This is a genomic window from Clostridium sp., from assembly GCF_051656525.1.
Lineage (GTDB): Bacteria > Bacillota > Clostridia > Clostridiales > Clostridiaceae > Clostridium.
On record NZ_JBOGCC010000367.1, the window covers coordinates 1 to 19,394 of the forward strand.

General features: G+C 28.7%; 13 protein-coding genes and 1 pseudogene. 5 read left to right on the forward strand and 9 right to left on the reverse strand.

Features of this window, described 5'->3' with window-relative positions; translation table 11 throughout:
• The first annotated feature begins 620 nt into the window (after nucleotides 1–620).
• From licT to ACRDDY_RS18100, 3 genes are all read left to right on the forward strand, one after another.
• Nucleotides 621–1,463 (forward strand): BglG family transcription antiterminator LicT, encoded by an 843-nt coding sequence (gene licT, locus ACRDDY_RS18090; protein ID WP_438566326.1) that lies wholly within the window; start codon nucleotides 621–623, stop codon nucleotides 1,461–1,463.
• Nucleotides 1,464–1,650: 187 nt separating this feature from the next.
• Nucleotides 1,651–3,510 carry a beta-glucoside-specific PTS transporter subunit IIABC gene (locus tag ACRDDY_RS18095; protein WP_438566327.1) on the forward strand — a complete coding sequence of 620 codons (1,860 nt, stop codon included), beginning with the start codon at nucleotides 1,651–1,653 and terminating at the stop codon, nucleotides 3,508–3,510.
• Between the two features lie 35 nt (nucleotides 3,511–3,545).
• Nucleotides 3,546–4,976: a 6-phospho-beta-glucosidase gene (locus ACRDDY_RS18100; protein WP_438566328.1), complete on the forward strand. Its 1,431-nt coding sequence runs from the start codon at nucleotides 3,546–3,548 to the stop codon at nucleotides 4,974–4,976.
• A 276-nt stretch (nucleotides 4,977–5,252) separates the two neighbouring features.
• On the opposite strand, the gene ACRDDY_RS18105 is transcribed toward ACRDDY_RS18100, so the two are convergent.
• From ACRDDY_RS18105 to ACRDDY_RS18115, 3 genes are read right to left on the reverse strand one after another with little or no spacing between them, the layout of a single operon-like run.
• Nucleotides 5,253–6,803 carry an AbgT family transporter gene (locus tag ACRDDY_RS18105; protein WP_438566329.1) on the reverse strand — a complete coding sequence of 517 codons (1,551 nt, stop codon included), beginning with the start codon at nucleotides 6,801–6,803 and terminating at the stop codon, nucleotides 5,253–5,255.
• 13 nt (nucleotides 6,804–6,816) lie between these two features.
• Nucleotides 6,817–7,974: a M20 metallopeptidase family protein gene (locus tag ACRDDY_RS18110; RefSeq protein ID WP_438566330.1), complete on the reverse strand. Its 1,158-nt coding sequence runs from the start codon at nucleotides 7,972–7,974 to the stop codon at nucleotides 6,817–6,819.
• A gap of 16 nt (nucleotides 7,975–7,990) precedes the next feature.
• On the reverse strand, nucleotides 7,991–9,172 hold the full coding sequence (locus ACRDDY_RS18115) for a MalY/PatB family protein (protein ID WP_438566331.1): 1,182 nt from the start codon (nucleotides 9,170–9,172) through the stop codon (nucleotides 7,991–7,993).
• 160 nt (nucleotides 9,173–9,332) lie between these two features.
• Here ACRDDY_RS18115 and ACRDDY_RS18120 point away from each other — a divergent pair, with 160 nt between their 5' ends.
• The gene (locus ACRDDY_RS18120) at nucleotides 9,333–9,815 is read left to right on the forward strand and encodes a MarR family winged helix-turn-helix transcriptional regulator (RefSeq protein ID WP_438507302.1); all 483 of its coding nucleotides are present in this window, start codon (nucleotides 9,333–9,335) and stop codon (nucleotides 9,813–9,815) included.
• 83 nt (nucleotides 9,816–9,898) lie between these two features.
• On the opposite strand, the gene ACRDDY_RS18125 is transcribed toward ACRDDY_RS18120, so the two are convergent.
• The 6 genes from ACRDDY_RS18125 to ACRDDY_RS18150 are packed head-to-tail and all read right to left on the reverse strand — an operon-like array spanning nucleotide 9,899 to nucleotide 18,176.
• Nucleotides 9,899–10,759: an FAD binding domain-containing protein gene (locus tag ACRDDY_RS18125; RefSeq protein ID WP_438566332.1), complete on the reverse strand. Its 861-nt coding sequence runs from the start codon at nucleotides 10,757–10,759 to the stop codon at nucleotides 9,899–9,901.
• Nucleotides 10,760–11,230 carry a (2Fe-2S)-binding protein gene (locus ACRDDY_RS18130; protein ID WP_438566333.1) on the reverse strand — a complete coding sequence of 157 codons (471 nt, stop codon included), beginning with the start codon at nucleotides 11,228–11,230 and terminating at the stop codon, nucleotides 10,760–10,762.
• 2 nt (nucleotides 11,231–11,232) lie between these two features.
• Nucleotides 11,233–13,488 carry a xanthine dehydrogenase family protein molybdopterin-binding subunit gene (locus ACRDDY_RS18135; RefSeq protein WP_438566334.1) on the reverse strand — a complete coding sequence of 752 codons (2,256 nt, stop codon included), beginning with the start codon at nucleotides 13,486–13,488 and terminating at the stop codon, nucleotides 11,233–11,235.
• Between the two features lie 12 nt (nucleotides 13,489–13,500).
• Nucleotides 13,501–15,012: an HAL/PAL/TAL family ammonia-lyase gene (locus tag ACRDDY_RS18140; RefSeq protein ID WP_438566335.1), complete on the reverse strand. Its 1,512-nt coding sequence runs from the start codon at nucleotides 15,010–15,012 to the stop codon at nucleotides 13,501–13,503.
• 10 nt (nucleotides 15,013–15,022) lie between these two features.
• The gene (locus ACRDDY_RS18145; protein ID WP_438566336.1) at nucleotides 15,023–16,639 is read right to left on the reverse strand and encodes a BCCT family transporter; all 1,617 of its coding nucleotides are present in this window, start codon (nucleotides 16,637–16,639) and stop codon (nucleotides 15,023–15,025) included.
• Between the two features lie 10 nt (nucleotides 16,640–16,649).
• Nucleotides 16,650–18,176 (reverse strand): HAL/PAL/TAL family ammonia-lyase, encoded by a 1,527-nt coding sequence (locus tag ACRDDY_RS18150; protein WP_438566337.1) that lies wholly within the window; start codon nucleotides 18,174–18,176, stop codon nucleotides 16,650–16,652.
• Nucleotides 18,177–18,565: 389 nt separating this feature from the next.
• Here ACRDDY_RS18150 and ACRDDY_RS18155 point away from each other — a divergent pair.
• Nucleotides 18,566–19,394: pseudogene (locus ACRDDY_RS18155) on the forward strand (urocanate hydratase); the annotation flags it as partial.

The window sequence follows — 19,394 nt, forward strand, 5'->3', positions numbered from 1 at the left end:
AACTGAAGGGTTTTTAATGTTGAGTTTAATGATACTTTTAAAAGAAAACGCTGGAGTTGTAATAAATATATTTACAGCTATGGTATTGTTTACAGCATTCCAAAGATTTGTAGAGGCTAAAAAAATATTGAAATAGAAATCGTCCCATAATAAAAATATGAGGAATAAATAAAAATATACTATATCTTTTACTTAGATAGAGTATATTTTTTTATTATATTTTTTTCTCGTATTTTGATAGTTTTACTATCGCTATTTTAAGAATAATTTTTAATATATTGATTTTTACATTAATAATCAATACATTGAATCTCGTACTTTGTAAAGAATACGAGATTTATGGAAATTTATAAAGAAATAGTTTGAAAATACACATCATATTTTTTCTAGCTTACCATTTTATCTTAATTTTTTTAAAATTAAAAAAACAAATAAATTATATGTATATAAAATTAAAAATTAGTTGTAGTAATTTTTAATTTCATAAGTTTTGTAGCGTTCATTTGGTGTTAGAATAAGTTTGTAGACATATTTAAAATATATTAGATATTATTATTGCAAAAAGAAAGATTATATAATATCATAGTTTTAACAAACTTTAAAATACGGGATGGGAATTAATGAAAATTAAAAAGATTTTAAACAATAACGTTGCAATTTCAAGTAACGATAAAGGGGAAGAAATTATTGTTGTTGGATGCGGAATTGCTTTTAAAAAAAAAGTTGGGGATTTAATTTCTTCAGAATTTGTGGAAAAAATTTTTATTTCAAAAGATAAAGAAACAAAAATTAGATTAAAAGCACTTCTTGATGAAATACCAATTGAGTATATTCGTATTACAGACAAAATAATAAAAAGAGCAAACCAAGTTTTTGAAAAAGAAATAAATGATATTATCTATATTGCTATAGCTGATCATATCCATCGGTCTGTAGAAAGATTTCTAAATTCAGGTGAACTTATTAATGGATTATTATGGGATATAAAAAGATTGTATAAAGAAGAATTTCAAATAGGGCTATTTGCGCTAGATATTATTAAAGATGAGATAAAGGTTAGTATGCCAGAGGACGAGGCTGCATTTATTGCAACTCATATAATTAATGCAAAGTTAAAAGAGAGTATACCAAATGTTATAGATATTACTAAATTAATAAATGAAATATTAAATATTGTAAAATATAATTTACTTTTAGACTTAAATGAAGATTCTTTATCATATTATACTTTCATAAATAATTTGAAATTTTTAGGTCAAAAAGTTATAAATCAAAAAGTTGAAAAAGAAGGAAATAAAAATGATGATATTTATATATTAATTTCAAAGAAATATCCCAGAGAACATTACTGCATGGAAAAAGTAACAGAGTTTATAGAAAGAAAATATAAATACAGTATTCCAATTGACGAAATGCTTATGTTAATTTTACAAATTGTAAAATTAAAGAACGAAAAAAACTAAAAATGTTTGACAAAAATATTTTTATATGTTAATATTCAATTATAAAAAAGATACTAAATAAAAAACAGGATTGTTACTGAAGAAGGCAAGACCTAAGAGAATAGAGGGAATAACTCTTTATTTTTCTTAGGTCTTTTATTTTTCTCTCAGGCAAGACCCATTTATAAAATTAAATGGAGGTATTCGAATGTATCAAGAGTTAGCAAAAATAATTATAAAAAATGTTGGTGGAGGAGAAAATATTTCTAACTTTACGCATTGTGCAACAAGATTAAGATTTAATTTAAAAGATGATTCTAAAGCAGAGTTACAAACTTTGAAATCTACAAAAGGTATTATAGGAGTTGTAAATAGTAATGGACAACTTCAAATCATAATAGGTAGTGATGTATCAAATGTTTATAAAGAAATATTAAATAGTAATTTAGTAGTTTCAAATAATAAACAAGATAATAAAAAGAAAGGACTTACAAGTATTTTTGAAATAATAGCTGGTATATTTACACCAATTATGCCACCACTAACAGCTGCAGGAATGTTAAAAGTTGTGTTAATAATAGCTAGTGCTTTTGGATGGTTATCAAAAGAGAGTCAAACATATTATATTTTTAATTTTGCCGCAGATTCAATATTTTTTATCTTTCCAGTTATACTAGGGTACACATCAGCAGTGAAATTTAAATGTAATCCATATATGGGAATGTTATTAGGTGGAGCTATGATCCATCCAAGTTACATGGCCTTAGTTAATGCAAAAGAAGCAGTGACATTTTTAGGATTACCAATGAAACTTGTGACTTATGCCTCTTCAGTAGTTCCTATAATTTTAGTTGTATTTGTTATGTCTTATGTTGAAAATTTTGCTGATAAAGTTTCACCAAAGCCAATAAGATTTTTTTTAAAACCTTTAATAACAATTTTGATTATGGTTCCATTGGTATTTTTAGTTTTAGGTCCATTAGGTTCAATCACTGGAGAAGGGTTAGCAATATTAGTAAATAAGATTAATACTATTGCTCCATGGTTAATTCCAGCAATAATAGGTGCTACTACTCCGCTATTAGTTATGATTGGAATGCACTGGGCAATTATTCCAATTGGTTTTAATGAATTAGCTCTAAAAGGATTTGAAAATTTTATAGGTCCAGGAATGATGGTTTCAAATATTGCTCATGGAGGAGCAATTTTAGCAGTAGCGTTGAAAACTAAAAATAAAGATTTTAAACAATTAGCTGGAAGTTCAGGTTTTTCAGCACTATTTGGAATAACAGAACCTGCAATGTATGGAGTTACATTAAAATTGAAAAAACCATTAATTCCTATAATGATTGCTGGTGGATTAGCGGGTTTATATTGCGGACTTATGGGAGTAGTAAGATATTCAACAGGAATGCCTGGTCTTGCTTCAATAGCAATATTTATTAGCGATATTAAACCATCAAATGTTATTCATGCTTTAATAGCTTGTGGTATTGCATTTGTTGTTGGTTTTGTTGGAATATTTGTCGTAGGATTTGAAGATATTCCAAATGAAAATAAAGAGAAAATAAAAAAAGAGAAAAAAGAATTGAAACCAGCTCTTGAAATTGGTGAAGTTATGGCAACAGTAAAATCAATTGCAGATGGAGAAATTATAGAATTAAGTGCAGTTAAAGATGAGGCTTTTGCAAGTGAAAGTTTGGGAAAAGGATTTGCTATTATTCCTGAAAATGGAAAAATTTTGTCTCCAATCAATGGAACAGTTGCATCTATTTTTGCAACGAATCACGCTATAGGTCTTGAATCAAAAGATGGAACAGAAATTCTAATTCATATAGGAATAGATACAGTAAGATTAAATGGTGAGCATTTTAAATCTCTTGTAAAAGAGGGGGATTCAATACAAGTTGGAGATGTTTTAGTTGAGTTTGAAAAAGATAAAGTTGTTAAAAAGGGATTTGATATTTCAACTCCAGTTATTATAACGAACACTTTTGATTATAAAAATATAATTCCAATAAAATTTGGAAAAGTTAAAGCTGGGGAAGATGTATTGTCTTTATCGTAAAATATATCAAATATCATACATTTGGAGGAGAAGAAATGAAAAATATTATACCTAAAAACTTTTTATGGGGTGGAGCAATAGCGGCAAATCAATGTGAAGGAGGTTATTTAGACGGTGGAAAAGGATTATCACCTGTGGATATTTTACCAGGTGGTCCCAAAATAAGAAAAGAAGCATTAGCAGATGTAAGAAAAACTATGGAAATTGATTATGGATATTATCCATCACATGTTTCAATTGATTTTTTTCACAAATTTAAGGAAGATATAGCTCTTTTTAAAGAGATGGGGTTTAAATGTTTAAGAACATCAATATGTTGGGCAAGAATTTTTCCAAATGGAGACGATTTAGAACCTAATGAAGAAGGTTTAAAGTTCTATGATGCTTTAATAGACGAACTTATAAAAAATAACATTGAGCCTGTAATTACTATAAATCACTTTGATACGCCTTTAGAACTAACCAAAAAATATGGTGGTTGGAAAAATAAAAAATTAATTGAGTTTTATACAAAATATTGTGAGGTTTTATTTAAAAGATATAAGGGAAAAGTTAAATATTGGATGACTTTTAACGAAATAAATATGATTTTACATATTCCATCTTTTGGTGGAGGATTAGTTTTTGAAGAGAGAGAAAATAGAAAGCAAGTTATGTATCAAGGTGCTCATCATCAATTAGTAGCAAGTGCTATAGCCACTAAAATTGGACATGAGATTGATTCTGAAAATAAAATAGGATGTATGTTAGCTGCTGGAACTGTTTATCCTAATACATGTAACCCTAAAGATATATTAGCAGCTCAAGATGCCAATAGAGAAAATTATTTCTTTATTGATGTTCAATCTAGAGGAGAATACCCGAGCTATTCAAAGAGAATGTTAAAGGAATTAGGGGTATCAATAGAAATAACTGAGGATGAAAAAAAATTATTAAAAGAAAATACTGTTGACTATATTGGATTTAGTTATTATTCTAGTAGACTTAGAAGTGCTGATTCTGAAGTTATGAAAAATATTAAGTCTGGAAATGCTTTTGCAACGATAGCCAATCCATATTTAAAAGAGTCTGAATGGGGATGGACAATTGACCCTATTGGTCTTAGGATAACTATGAATGAACTTTATGATAGATATGAAAAACCTTTATTTATAGTTGAAAATGGACTTGGAGCTATAGATAAAGTTGAAGAAGATGGAACTATAAACGACGACTATCGGATTGATTATTTAAGACAGCACATTGAACAAATGAAAGAGGGAATAAAGGATGGAGTAGATTTAATCGGTTATACTCCTTGGGGTTGTATAGATTTAGTTAGTGCTGGAACTGGTCAAATGAGTAAAAGATACGGGTTTATCTACGTTGATAAAGATGATAACGGAGAAGGAACATTAAAAAGATCTAAGAAAAAATCATTTGATTGGTATAAAAATGTAATTGCAACAAACGGAGATAATTTATAAAATCTTTGAGGGGAGTTTTTCAAATTTGAGAAACTCCCTTTTAAAACTCAAATACAAATTTTCTAATAGGGGAATAATATAACACTAAGGATTTTCTTGACCATTTTTGACATCTTTATTTTCAAAGCTTTAAATTATAATTAATTCTTAAAAAATTTTAGATATTATTGTCACAAAAAGGAGAATAATTCTATTTATCATTTACCCTACTTCTGTTTTTAATAGCTAATTCCTTAGCTTCTAGTATAGCTTTATGCAATTTTTCTTCTAATAATCTTAAATAAATATTGTACTTCCAATACCTGGTGGAAATCCTAAAGCTAACCATAATAAAGAAAAAACACTAATAGCTATAAAATATGCAACCGTATATGGAATCATATATGAAAAGATTGTTCCCATTCCTACATTTTTATCATATTTTTGAATTAAAGTTAATAGAATTACAAAGAATGCATTTAAAGGAGATAAATGATTTGTCATAGCATCGCCCATTCTATAAAGTACTTGAGTAAATGATGGATGTAATCCCAATTGCATTAACATTGGAACAAAAATTGGTCCAAAGATCAAATACTTTGCCGATCCACTAACCACAAAAATATTTATAAAAGAAACTAAAATTAAAAATAATAAGCAAATAATGGAAGTTGGTACTGATAAAGATTTTAAAAATTCTCCACCTTTTATTGCTAAAACAGTTCCTAAATTTGACTGCGAAAAAAATGATAAAAATTGACTAATTACAATAGCTAATACAATAAATGGAGCTACTCCTTTTACAGCTTCAGAAAGAACTGCTGCTAAATCTTTAACGCTGTTAACTTGCTTAGTTAATTTAGCATATATTAATGCAGGAATAAAGAAAAACAGTATAATTAGAGTTTGCAATGATGCCATTAATGGAGCTCCAAAAACTAATGAACCTGTTGAACTTCTAAAAGGGCTAGACTGAGGAATACACATAATAATTATTGCTAGTATAAAAACTCCTAGACCTTGAAGAGCTTTTTTTCCAGCATATATTTTTTCAGGAGTCAGCTTTTCCTCAGATTCTTCTTTATCTTCTTCGTTATTGGGAATATATTTTCCTAATTTTGGTTCAATAACTTTAATTGTAACAAGAGATGAAGTTATAGCTATTAAAAAAGTTGAAATAAAAGTAAAATAATATCCAGACATATATGTCATATCAAAACTAGGATCTATTAATTTGGCTGAATCTATTGTTATTGGAGTTAATACTAAATCCCATCCTCCTGGAATAATAGCAGTTCCGTATCCACCTCCAACAGAAGCATATCCTAATAAAAGTCCCGCAATGGGATTTCTATTAACGCCTTTAAATAATGCTGCAATAATTAAAGGTATTACTAAAAATGCTGAATCGCCAAACATATTTCCTAAAGCTGCAATAAATGCTGCTACAAAAACAACTGTATTTCCTTTAGTATCTTTTAAAAACATTTCTATTACTGTTTTGAAAAAACCAATTTTTTCAGCAAAACCAGAAGCTGTAGCTAATACAACAACAGTTCCTAAAACAGGAAATTTTTGAAAATTTGGAACTAAATTTTTCATAAAATCAATCAAAGTTTCAAAACTAATAAGATTTTTAACTGTTATAATATCTCCTGTACTTGGAGAAACTGCAGTTATTCCTAATTTATTTACTATAAAAGATAAAACCATTGTAATACCAATTATATACATGAATAATGCTAATGGGTGAGGCATTTTATTTCCAATTTTCTCTATAACTCCTAAAAGGCCTAAACTTTTATTTTCTTGAATACTTTCAGTTTGAAGATTTATATTTTTTTCCATAATCTACAACCTCCTAATTTAATAAAAAATCTAGTGCATATTGAGAATAAAGTGCAGTTCCATTTATTAATGAATCTTCATCAATATCAAAAAGAGGATGATGATGTGGGTAAATTATCCCTTTTTTCTCATTTCCTGCCCCAACAAAAGCCATTAATCCTGGATATTTTTCAGTATAAAATCCAAAATTTTCTGAAGCACAAAGAGGTTCGAATTCAAAAATTGCCTCTTCTCCTAATAATTTACTGACAGTATTTTTAGCATTTTCAGAAGAAGATAAATGATTATAAACACAAGGAACTCCTCGCTTTATTTCAACTTCAACTTTCCCTCCGTGATAATCAGCAATATTATTTGATATTTTTTTTATTAATTCACCAATTTCTTCTCTCGAATTTTTAGAAAAAGTTCTAAATCCTCCTTCAATAAAAGCTTCATTGGGAATTATATTTGCTGCGCTGCCTCCATATATTTTTCCTACTGAAACAACGGATGGATCCAAAGTTGATATACGGTTAGATGGGATTGATGTTATTTCTAGTAAGATTTTAGAAGCTATTTTTAGAGGATCAATACATTGATCTGGTCTTGAACCATGGCCTCCTCTTCCTATAACTTTTATTGAAAATCCATCTCCATTAGCCATTCTAGGCCCCGAAGAAACACAAATTTTATTAATTGGAATTAAAGACCATAAATGTATTCCAAAAACCTCGTTTACTCCTCCCTCTTTATCTAAAAAATCTAAAATCTCTTTAGCTCCTCCTCCAATCTCTTCTGCTGGTTGGAAACAAAAATAAATTTTTCCTTTTAAAATTTTCTCGATACCTTTTAAATATTTTGCAGCTCCTAACAACATCGCTATATGACCATCATGTCCACATGCGTGCATTGCTCCCAAGTTTTTAGAGATATATTCTTTATCCCCTTCTTCAACTAGTGGAAGAGCATCTGTATCTCCCCTTAATGCAATTTTTTTATCTCCTTCTCCTAGCCAAGCGACTACAGTTGTTGGATTTAATTCATGATAAGAAATATTAAATTTCTCTAACTCACTTTTTATCTTATTAGTTGTATTTATCTCAAATCCAGAAATCTCTGGATTTTCATGAAAATATCTTCTTAGATTTACTACATATTCCTTAAGACCTTCATTATCAAAATAGTTCATATTATCCCCACCTTTATTATCTACTTTTTAAAGCTTCATATATCTTTTCAAGTGCTTCTTTTAATATTACTCTTGGACATGCCACATTTATTCTTTGGAATTTTTCCCCAGTTTTTCCAAATAATTTTCCTTCGTCAAAAGCAACTTTTGCTTCATTTAAAAATATATTTGTTAATTCTTCATCAGTTAAGTCATAGCTATTAAAATCTAACCAAGCTAAATAAGTTCCTTCTGGAATTAAATACTTAACATTTGGTAACTTTTTATCTAAAAACTCTTTTAAATAAATTAGATTATTATCTATATATTTATTAACTTCTTTTAACCATTCATCTCCTTTTGTATAAGCTGCTTTTGTTGCTGATATAGCAAATGGTGTAGGATTAGAAACTGCCATTTTATTAGTAATTTCGTTTTTCCAAAGTTCTTTTATAGATTCATTAAAAATAAATACATTTGAAAGATTTAATCCAGCTAAATTAAATGACTTACTTGGTGCAGTGCAAACAACTAGCTGATTTTTTAAAAGTTCTTTGAATTTTCCCATTGAAGTAAATGATATTCCTTCTCTTATTAAATCACAATGAATTTCATCTGAAATTAAATAAATATTATATTTAATACATATATTTGCTATTTTTTCTATTTCTTTTGAACTCCAAACTCTGCCAACAGGATTGTGAGGACTGCATAAAATAAGCATTTTATTGTTAGGATTTTTGGCTTTTTCTTCTAAATCGTCAAAGTCGATTTCATAATATCCATTCTTATTTATTAAGTTATTTTCAACTACTGTTCTATGATTATTAATTATCATATTTTTAAATGGGTAATAAACTGGTGATTGTATTATTATTCCATCCTTTTCTTTTGTTAAAGCTCTTATAAGTATTCCTAATGCAGGAACTATTCCTGGACTATAAAAAATTTCATTTTTACTAATAGAATAACCATATTTTTTATTAACCCACTTTATTATAATATTGTAATACTCATCATCAAAGGAACTGTATCCATATATTTTACTTTCAGCTCTTTCTTTTAAAGAATTAACTATAGAATCACAACATTCAAAATCCATATCTGCAACCCACAAAGGCAAAACCTCATGATTTAAATCAGGATACATAAAATTAATAAAATCCCATTTAATTGAATTAGTATTTTTTCGTTCTTTTAAAATATCGAATTTATTCATAACTCCTCCTATAAATATAGTTAAGCACCTTAACTTTAATTTCTTGATACATTTATACTTCATAAATAAAAAAAAGTCAAGTACCTTAACTATTTTTTTGATTTTTTTTTAAATTTATTGTATAATTTTCATAAGAATTAATAATAATTGGAGGGATACTATGGATAAAGAACAACAATGCCTTGAGATTATTTGTACAATGGGGAAAATTTTTAACTTTTATTCATCTTATGATCAAAGCCAAAGACAATATTTTGAAGGTGGAGATAGTTATTATGAAAAAGAAGTCCATTTACTAAAATATATAATTGATAACCCTGAAAAAACAATAACAGAGATTGCTGAAAAAACATCTAGAACCAAAAGTTCTGTTTCTCAAGTTATAAAAAGACTAGTCGAAAAAGAGTTGATTTCCATTGAAAAAGATGAAATTGATAAGAGAAAACTAATATTTCTTCCCACAGAAAAAGGATTAAAATTAGATTTAGCTCATAGAAAATATGATATTGAGATGGCTAAATTTCTTTCTAAATTTTTAGAAAATTACACTGAAAAAGATATTGAAATTTTTTTGGAACTTTTAGAAAAATACGATGCTTTCCAGAAAAAAGAATACTCATTAAAAGATATTTATGCAAAATAATTTTATCCATATTATTTTGCTAGTTAAACTTTTTATAAAAAATAAAGTCTCTCTAAAAAATAATTCTAGAGAGGCTCCCATTTTTATTTTATCAATCTAAGTTGATCAAATATATCACAAACAATCCCTTTCGCAGCCCAGACCTTATAATTTCGATCAAATTTTTCTGGAGTAATCTCCATGATTGTTTTGGATAATCTTTCAGAGACTATTTTCTCTATATACTCAAAATCATTTATCAAATTTTTACCAACTAAGTATTTTTGAACACTATCTAAAACTACTGGCTTTAAAGAAATTGCTCCTACAACAATATCGCAATTTTTTATAATATTTTCTTCTAAAGTCATTCCAACACATAATCCAATTCTAGAAATTGTTAATTTTTTCCTAGACCCTAGTTTTAAAAAAGAGGTTCTATAGTTCTCTTTTAATGGAATTTTAAATTTTAAAATAACCTCATTTGGATTTAATCTGATTTTTCCAGGACTTATAATGAAATTCTTTATAGGAATATCCACAAACTCCTTTGTTGAAGTCACTATAGTTACCAAAGTATCTAACATATACAGCACAGGAATTAAATCTCCAGCAGGAGAGGCATTAGCAACATTTCCTCCTATAGTGCCATTATTTCTTATTTGTAATGATCCAACATCCTTTGAAGCATCAGCTAAACATTTAAAATTATTAAGAATAATTTCATTGTTTTCAATATCTGTGTGTGTTAGTGAAGCTCCAATTTCAAGGTGTTCATCTTTTAAGCAGACCTCTTTGCTTTCTTTTATATTACCTATATAAAGCAACGCATCTGGAATTATAAGTTTTTTATTTAAACAAATTCCTAAATCAGTTCCTCCACCTATAATCTTACTTTTAGAAGTCATATTCTCCAAAGCTATAAATAGTTCATCTAAAGTTTTAGGAACATAGTAATTCATCATTTATAAATCACCTCTCATCTTTTCAGCACTTTTTTTTACAGCACTCAAAATTTGAACATATCCTGAACAACGACAAATATTTCCTGAAAGAGCTATCTTTATATCCTCTTCTGTGGGAGTTAATGTTTTATATAATAAAGCCTTAGTAGACATAATCATTCCAGTTGTACAGTATCCACATTGAACAGCTACCTCTTCTAAAAAATATTTTTGTATGATATCTATTTCTCCATTTTTTTCAAGGCCCTCTATTGTTAGTACATTTTTTCCTTCAAGGGTAATTGCATGAACTAAACATGAATGAACAGCTTTTTTATTGATAATTACTGTACAAGCACCACATTCTCCTTCAGCACATCCCTCTTTAGTTCCTGTTAACTGAAGATCTTCTCTTAGTATGTCGATTAGTCTTTTATCAGGATTAACATTGATTTTTATTTTATTTTCATTTACTATAAAATTTAACTCCATTATTACTCTCCTTTTTTCTGTAAATACTTAACTATTGCGTCTGGATTTAAAGGCATCTTTTCTAAGGATGAATTCAAAGCATTATTAATAGCTCCTGAAATCGCAGCGGTAACAGGAACCATAGCTACCTCACCTATTGATTTTGCACCAAAAGGTCCCTCAGTCTTTTCTCCTTCAATAAAAAATATATCCATATCAGGAATTTCATAACAATTAATTAAATGATAATCTTTAAAACTACCAGTAGTTGTACCTAAGTTATTAGTTAACATTTTTTCTGAAATAGCTCCACCTATTCCCATTAAAATAGCTCCTTGAATTTGAGCTATAGAAATTTCCTTATTTATAACTTTTCCTATATCATGGATTCCGATATATTTTAAAACTTTAGTCATCCCTGTATAAGTATCAACTTCTACCTCAGAAAAGTGAGCTGCTGTTGTTCCTGGATTACTCTCATTTTTATAATGTTCAGAGACAAAAATTTCTTTTTGCTCTATAAACATTGAGTGATAAGCAATATCTTGAAAAGAAATTTTTATATTATTATTGGTCTTTGATACAACACATCCATTTTCAATATCTAAGCTAGAAGTTTCTAATTTTAAAATTCGAGATGCTATTTCTAAAATTAATGTTTTTAATTTTAATGAGCAATTTTGTGTAGCTCTTCCCACAACATATGTTGTTCTGCTCGAATAACAACCTAAATCATAAGGTGTTTTTCCTGTATCTCCTTCTCCAATTATTATATCATCAATATTTAAAGATAATACTTCAGCTATTATCATCTTAAAAGCAGTTATTGTCCCACATCCATGATCATGTAAAGTTATATTCGCAATTATCTTTCCATGATCAGTCATAGTTAAATCAACTCTTGAATAGTCTATAACTTTTGGATAAAATCCACTTACATGACCACCACAGGCTACTGAAATTCCTCTTTTATATCTTTTGCTCTTTTTATTAAAATCATTACACTCTTCTTTTCTTTTATACCATTGAAATTTTTCTCTTCCAAGTTCTAAACATTCTTTTATTTTAATTGAACCTAAAGAAATCCCTGTTTGCGCATCAAAGTCTCCTTCTAAAAGACAATTTTTTAATCTTAATTCCAAAGGATCAATATTTAATATCTTTGAAGCTTCATTTAAATTATGTTCAATAGTCAAAGCTGCTTCAGCAGCAGTCCATCCTCTAAAAGCTCCTGAAACTGGAGTATTGGTTATAATTGCTTGAGCATTATAATTTATATTATCATATCTATAAGTTCTAGAAAATTTACTAAGCATTGTAGCTATATAAGGAACAGAATTACCTACATAGGCTCCTGCATTTATTAAAACGTTAACGTCAAAACTTTTAATAAGTCCATCTTTACTATAGGTTGTTGCTATCGTATTTTTTATAGGTGCTCTTGAAACACTTGAAACCATGCACTCCTCTCTATTTAAAACTAACTTAATAGGCCTTTTTATTTTCAAAACACAAGCTAAAGCTATAGGCTCAACAATCCATTCTTGTTTAGCTCCAAAAGATCCTCCCATTGTTGTCTTTACAACTCTAATTTTATGATTTGGAATTTCAAATAAATTAGACAATGTTGTTCTTAAGCCAAATACACTTTGATTTGGTGAATAAACAATTATATTGTCGTTTGAGTAATCATAATCTACAACACATGCATGAGTCTCCATTGCTGCATGATGTAATCTTTGTAACTCTGTTGTAGTGAAAACTTCAATACATTCATTTTTATCAATTACTATCTTTTCTTTTTGATAAGTATTTGATGCACAAACAACACCACTCGTAAAAACATTATCAATTTTTCCACTTAAAGCCTCTTCACAAGTAAATGCAGCAGGATATTCTTCATATTCAATTTTTAATAATTTAATAGCGCTTCTTGCAATCTCTTCACTTTCAGCTATAACTGCACCTATTTTATCACCAATAAATCTAACATGATTATTAAAAACTTGCTCTGTTAATTCGACTTTCTGATCCTCTCTTGTTTTATATCTACTATACTTTTTATCTGTTGTATTGAATAGAGTTAAAATATCAATAACCCCTTCAATTTTTAATGCTTCTTTAGAATCTATTGAAATTATTTTTCCGTGAGGGATAGTGCTAGTTATAATAACTGCATAAGCCATTTTAGGTAAAATCATATCTCCTACATATTTTATTTTACCTGTTATCTTTCCATAAGCATCATGAATAGGATAACTTTTCCCAATGATTTTCATGTTAATGTCCTCCTAATTCGTATTCAAAATCTCATGAATAAATTTTTCTGATTTTACTAAATCGTACATAGTTCTAATATCTTTATAAATTGGTCTGTCTTCATCATAAAAAGGTACTCTTTCCCTTATCTTTTCATATGCCTTTTTACTACCGCTACCTAAAATACAATCAGTTCTTAAATCAATTGCTTGAACAGCATGCATAGCTTCAATACCTAAAATGTAATATAAATTATCAACTATTTTCTTTAATTTATCTACAACATATGGAGTATTATTTGCATGATCTTCAATATCCCCAGCTAAAGAATAAAAATCTGCAGTAGCAGGATTAGAAAGATGTCTAATTTCTGTGTCTAATGATGTAAAAACTTTTTGAATTGTTGCGTAACCTAGAACATTATCCTTTGGGGACAAAAATCTAGGAAGCTTTGTAAATTCTGGATTTGATAATTTTATAGTTCTATAGCAGCTATTTTTAGATAAATGTGATAAAGCAACTCCTAAATTTTCGAATCCTAAAACCCATGAAATCGACTCATAATTAGAACACGATAATAATTTATTTTCATCTAGCAATAAACAAGGATTATCTTCAGAAGAATTTAATTGTATATTGAATAACTCTAAACAATATCTAAGAGCATCTCTAACAGCTCCGTTAACTTGTACTGATCCCCTAAAACATAGGGGATCCTGAACAGGTTTTTTCCAGTCGGCATTATATATAGAACTATTTTTTAGTAAATTAGTAACATTCTTTAAGCTAACTTTCTGTCCAATATAATTTCTAGCCTTATATAAATCTATATCTAAAGGAGAAGTATTCCCATTTAATCCTTCCAATGATAAACAGTAGACAACATCTGCTAAATCTAATAATCGCTCTATATCTTTTAATACAAGAGCTCCTATTCCAGCAGCTAAAGCATTAGAGCTAACTATAGCTAATCCATCTTTAGGTCCTAAACTTATCATTTCTAAACTAATCTCATCAAAAACTTCTTTTGAATTTCGAATTTCATTATTATAATAAACTTCTCCCTCACCAATTAAGACTAATCCTATATGAGACAGATTTGTTATATCCGCCTCTCCCACAGATCCTCTTTTAGGTATCAAAGGAATTATATCCAAATTTAAAAGTTTTTTATATATTTCAACAATTTCTACTGCAACTCCAGTACAACCAACTAAAAAAGTATTAAGCCTTGTTAATAAAATAGCTCTTCCTTCTTCTCTCGAACAAAATGGCTCAACTCCTAAAGAGTGAGAATAAATAAGGTTGGTATTGTATTTATTAAAAAAATCTTTAAAGACTTTTTTATCCTTATTCCATCCTACACCCGTATTAAATCCATATACAGGAATATCGCTATCAACTAAATCAAATATTCGTTGTCTTCCTTTTTTTACTTTTTCTAAAGCATCTGGTTTAATCTCTATTTTAAAATCAAATTTGGCTACTTTTTCAATATCATCTATCGTTAAATTTTGACCATCGAGCATAATAATTTGTGACATATTTTTCCTCCTACTCCTCAATCTTATCAATGAAAAACATCTTTATTATCGAAATCAACTGAAGCATAAAGATAAATAATACTGCAAATCCTCCAGCTGCAGCCAAAGCTTTAACTCCTTCAACTCCTTGCTCTCCGCCACCAAATGCAGCCATGATAATAGATATAGATCCGATTATTAATCCCCATAATATTTTTTGTAATGCTGGTGGCTCCTCTCCAATTGCAATATTTTTCATACACATTGAAGCTATTGTTGTTGTCATAGCATCTGCTGCTGTAGCAAAAGATATTATTAGCGTAATCATAATTATTGGAATTATAACTACTCCCATTTTAAAAGGGAAATTATTTAGAAATTGCCATAAACCAGCCACAGCTCCATGAGTTTGTAATGTATTAATTAAATCAATTTTTCCTGTTAATTGCCAATTAATAGCAGTTCCACCCCAAATAGAAAACCATATTAATCCAAAAATAGAAGGCATAATCCAGTTTATTATCATAAATTCACGAATTGTTCTACCATAAGAAATCATAGCCAAAAATAATCCCATCAATGGTGCATAAGCAATCCATACTGACCAGTCAAAAAGAGTCCATGATCTTGTCAATGCAGCTCCTCCAATATCAATAGGATCTAATCCCCATCTCCAAAAATTATGAAGCCACTCTGCCATACCTGCTGTTGATATTCTCAAAATATAAACCATCGGCCCTGTAAAAAATAATATAATTAATAAAATATAAAAAATTTTACTATTCCATGTTGCTAACACCTTAATTCCCTTATCAATTCCTAGATAAGAAGCTCCTGTAAATATAATCGTTGTTAAGCCTCCAATGGCAAGCCAAACAATAAGCGTTTTTGGAATTCCATAAGTCAGCTCCAAACCAGAAGCAACAAGAGCTAACCCTGTTCCTAAACCAGAAGCTAAACCTAATGTGATAGCTAACATACATAAAGTGTCAATAACTTCGGCTAGCACACCTTTAGTTATTCTCTCACCAAAAAGAGGCTTAAGAGTAGCAGTAACTGTTAACTTTTCTTTTTTATTAAAATAATTATATGCTACAGCTAATCCAGCTACTGAATATATCGCATAAGGAATAAATGTCCAGTTATAAAAACATCTAGCTATAGAAAATATTGCAGCTCCAGAAGTATTTGGCTCAATCCCTAGTTGATTTAATTCTCCATATACATTTCCAAAGTAAATAAGTGGTTCATTAACCCCCCAGTTTACAATACCAGTTGCAATTCCTCCAGTTAAAGCCATTGCAAACCAAGTCATAAAAGAGTACTTTGGCTTTGCATCTTTTCCACCGAATCTTATATTTCCAAATTTTGAAAAAGTTATTACTAAAACTATTATAAATGCTAAGATAGAAGCCAGTTGATAAAGCCATCCAAAATTATCTAAAGACCAATTAAAGAAATTAGTCGCAATAGATGAAAGAAGATTTGAATTAAAAATTCCTAAGATAACTGCAACTCCCATAAAAAGAATACCGGGAATAAAAACTCCCCATCTTATTCCATCTTCTTGAGATTCATTAGAACCTATCGTTCCTTCTTTTGGACTATTAATTGAGTCTAAATCTAAAACCTTTTCTTTTTCTGACATAAAATTCCTCCTATTTTAATTTTCCTATTTCTGTTTCTACAATCTCTAAAATTTTTCCACTTTTTATATATGATTTTAATTCTTCGATTATTGGGTATAAATATATGTCTTCATCCATTTTAGGAATATTTTGACCTATAAAATTTAAAACTTTTTTTGTCACTCTAGATACATTATTTTTAGAATCAGAAAGTTGGTTTGCTCTAAATACAGATAAAAGTTCAATTGCTAATATATATTCAAGCTTATCAGCTATTGAGTTTGCTTTTTTACAGGCTGTATATCCCATAGCTACATAATCTTCTTGATCTCCACATGTAGGTGTGTTATCAATAGTCGAAGAAGTTGAAAGTATCCTCATCTCATTTAACAATCCAGCTTGAGTATACTGAGGTATCATTAGCCCTGAGTTCAATCCAGGATTTTTTATTAAAAACCAAGGAAATTCAGAAAGATTTCCATTGATTAATCTATTATTACGACGCTCTGACATTTTAGCCAAATATGTGGCAGCTATACAGCAACTATCCATTTCTAATCCGACATAACCAGAATCACAATTACATCCAGAAATAGACTCTTCTACCTCAGATAATTGGGTATGCCATATTATTGGATTATCAACAGAAGAATTAAGTTCAATTTCAATTGTTTTTTTAGCGTCATAAAATGTTTTTTTTACTGCTCCATGTGCTTGAGGAATAGCTCTCAACGACAAAGCATCTTGTAATCGATAGTGGTATGATTCTTTTATTAATGTAGAATCTTTTAAAATATTTCTAACATTGTCAGCTGTATTTTTTTGATCTACATGTGGCCTTACACTCATCAATCTTTCATCAAAAGCTCTGATTGTTCCCTTTGAAATCTCTAAATTAAAAGCTCCTATTATATCCGCAACTTTTACAGCATTAATTAAATCAAATGTTGCTAATGCTGCTAATGCTGTTGACGAAGTAGTTCCACTAACTAAAGATAACCCCTCTTTATAAGAAAATTCAAACTTCTCTATTTTTAATATTTCAAATAATTCATTAGCTTCATAAAGTTTATTGTTATAAAAAATTTTACCAATACCAATAATCGCAGCTGCAATATGAGCTTCTGGTCCTAAATATCCTACTGATCCATCTCCTGGGACAAAAGGTATTATATTGTTATTTAAAAAATAACGATATCTCTCTAATGTTTCTAATCTCACTCCAGAATATCCTGACCCAGAATTTAATAAAATTAAAAGCATAATAGCTCTTACCTTTTCAATCTCTAAATTTTTTCCTACAGATACAGCATGTGATAAAATTATATTTTTTTGTAGCTGTTTAGCATCTGATTTATCAACTATATTTTTGCAAAGAGTTCCAAATCCTGTTGTTATCCCATACATAATTTTATTCTCATCGACCCATTTTTCTAAAAGATTCCTAGATTTGTTAACTTGATTAATATATTTTTCAGAAAATTCAACCTTTTTAAAATTTCTAGCTACTTCTATGACATCATTCAACGTAATATTTTCTCCTAAGACAACACACATTTTAAATCCTCCTTTTGATGCTAATGTTTTTTTTAAAAACATCATTTCATTATTAAAAACATTTTACTAATCACATAAATACTTAATTAGGGTATATACCTTTTAAAAAAAATAAAGTCAATATCTATTTTTTTTGAAAAGTTTTTTTATTAAATTTTAGAAAAGAAAATACTTAATTACAGGTATTTGTTTTTATTTTCAATGATTAGCATTTAAAATATATATTATTTTTTTTATTTTTTTTGAGGTATTAACAATAGCAGAAAGTAATCAAAATTTTTTTATCTAATTATTAAAATCATTTTAAAAATATAAAGTGTGGAGGTTTTAAATTATGTTAAATCAAGAAATTTTTAATGCTATGACTATTAAAGTTAACTGCCCATGACATTCCTTTAGAAGCACCTAAGTTTGATCCTAAAATTAGAAGAGCTCCTAAAAGAGTTGTACATTTAGAAAAAGATGAAATTGCATTAGCGCTAAAAAATGCTTTAAGATATATTCCAGAAGAATTCCATGAGATGCTAGCTCCTGAATTTTTAGAAGAGCTTCATACTCACGGTAGAATATATGGATATAGATTTAGACCTACAGGAAATATTCATGGAAAACCTATATTTGAATATAAAGGAAAATGTACTGATGCTAAAGCAATTCAAGTTATGATAGATAATAATTTAGATTTTGATATAGCTCTTTATCCATATGAACTTGTGACTTATGGTGAAACAGGACAAGTTTGTCAAAACTGGATGCAATATAGATTAATTAAAAAATATCTTGAAAATATAACAATGGACCAAACTTTAGTTGTAGCTTCAGGGCATCCAACAGGATTATTTAAATCACATCCTTCAGCTCCTAGAGTTATAATAACTAATGGACTTATGATTGGAGCTTTTGATGATTATGATAACTGGGCAAGAGGTGCAGCTCTTGGAGTAGCTAACTATGGTCAGATGACTGCAGGAGGATGGATGTACATTGGTCCTCAAGGAATAGTTCACGGTACATATTCTACAATTTTAAATGCAGGAAGACTTTTCTGTGGAGTTCCTGCTGATGGAGATTTAGCGGGAAAACTATTTGTAACATCAGGACTTGGAGGAATGAGTGGCGCTCAAGGAAAAGCTACTGTTATAGCTAAAGGGGTTTCTATTATCGCAGAAGTTGATTTATCTAGAATTCAAACTAGATTAGAACAAGGTTGGATAAATA

Coding starts and splice junctions, on each gene's coding strand:
- licT (WP_438566326.1), top strand. CDS start 621: ATGAAAATTAAAAAGATTTTAAACAATAACGTTGCAATTTCAAGTAAC.
- ACRDDY_RS18095 (WP_438566327.1), top strand. CDS start 1,651: ATGTATCAAGAGTTAGCAAAAATAATTATAAAAAATGTTGGTGGAGGA.
- ACRDDY_RS18100 (WP_438566328.1), top strand. CDS start 3,546: ATGAAAAATATTATACCTAAAAACTTTTTATGGGGTGGAGCAATAGCG.
- ACRDDY_RS18105 (WP_438566329.1), bottom strand. CDS start 6,803: ATGGAAAAAAATATAAATCTTCAAACTGAAAGTATTCAAGAAAATAAA.
- ACRDDY_RS18110 (WP_438566330.1), bottom strand. CDS start 7,974: ATGAACTATTTTGATAATGAAGGTCTTAAGGAATATGTAGTAAATCTA.
- ACRDDY_RS18115 (WP_438566331.1), bottom strand. CDS start 9,172: ATGAATAAATTCGATATTTTAAAAGAACGAAAAAATACTAATTCAATT.
- ACRDDY_RS18120 (WP_438507302.1), top strand. CDS start 9,333: ATGGATAAAGAACAACAATGCCTTGAGATTATTTGTACAATGGGGAAA.
- ACRDDY_RS18125 (WP_438566332.1), bottom strand. CDS start 10,759: ATGATGAATTACTATGTTCCTAAAACTTTAGATGAACTATTTATAGCT.
- ACRDDY_RS18130 (WP_438566333.1), bottom strand. CDS start 11,230: ATGGAGTTAAATTTTATAGTAAATGAAAATAAAATAAAAATCAATGTT.
- ACRDDY_RS18135 (WP_438566334.1), bottom strand. CDS start 13,488: ATGAAAATCATTGGGAAAAGTTATCCTATTCATGATGCTTATGGAAAG.
- ACRDDY_RS18140 (WP_438566335.1), bottom strand. CDS start 15,012: ATGTCACAAATTATTATGCTCGATGGTCAAAATTTAACGATAGATGAT.
- ACRDDY_RS18145 (WP_438566336.1), bottom strand. CDS start 16,639: ATGTCAGAAAAAGAAAAGGTTTTAGATTTAGACTCAATTAATAGTCCA.
- ACRDDY_RS18150 (WP_438566337.1), bottom strand. CDS start 18,176: ATGTGTGTTGTCTTAGGAGAAAATATTACGTTGAATGATGTCATAGAA.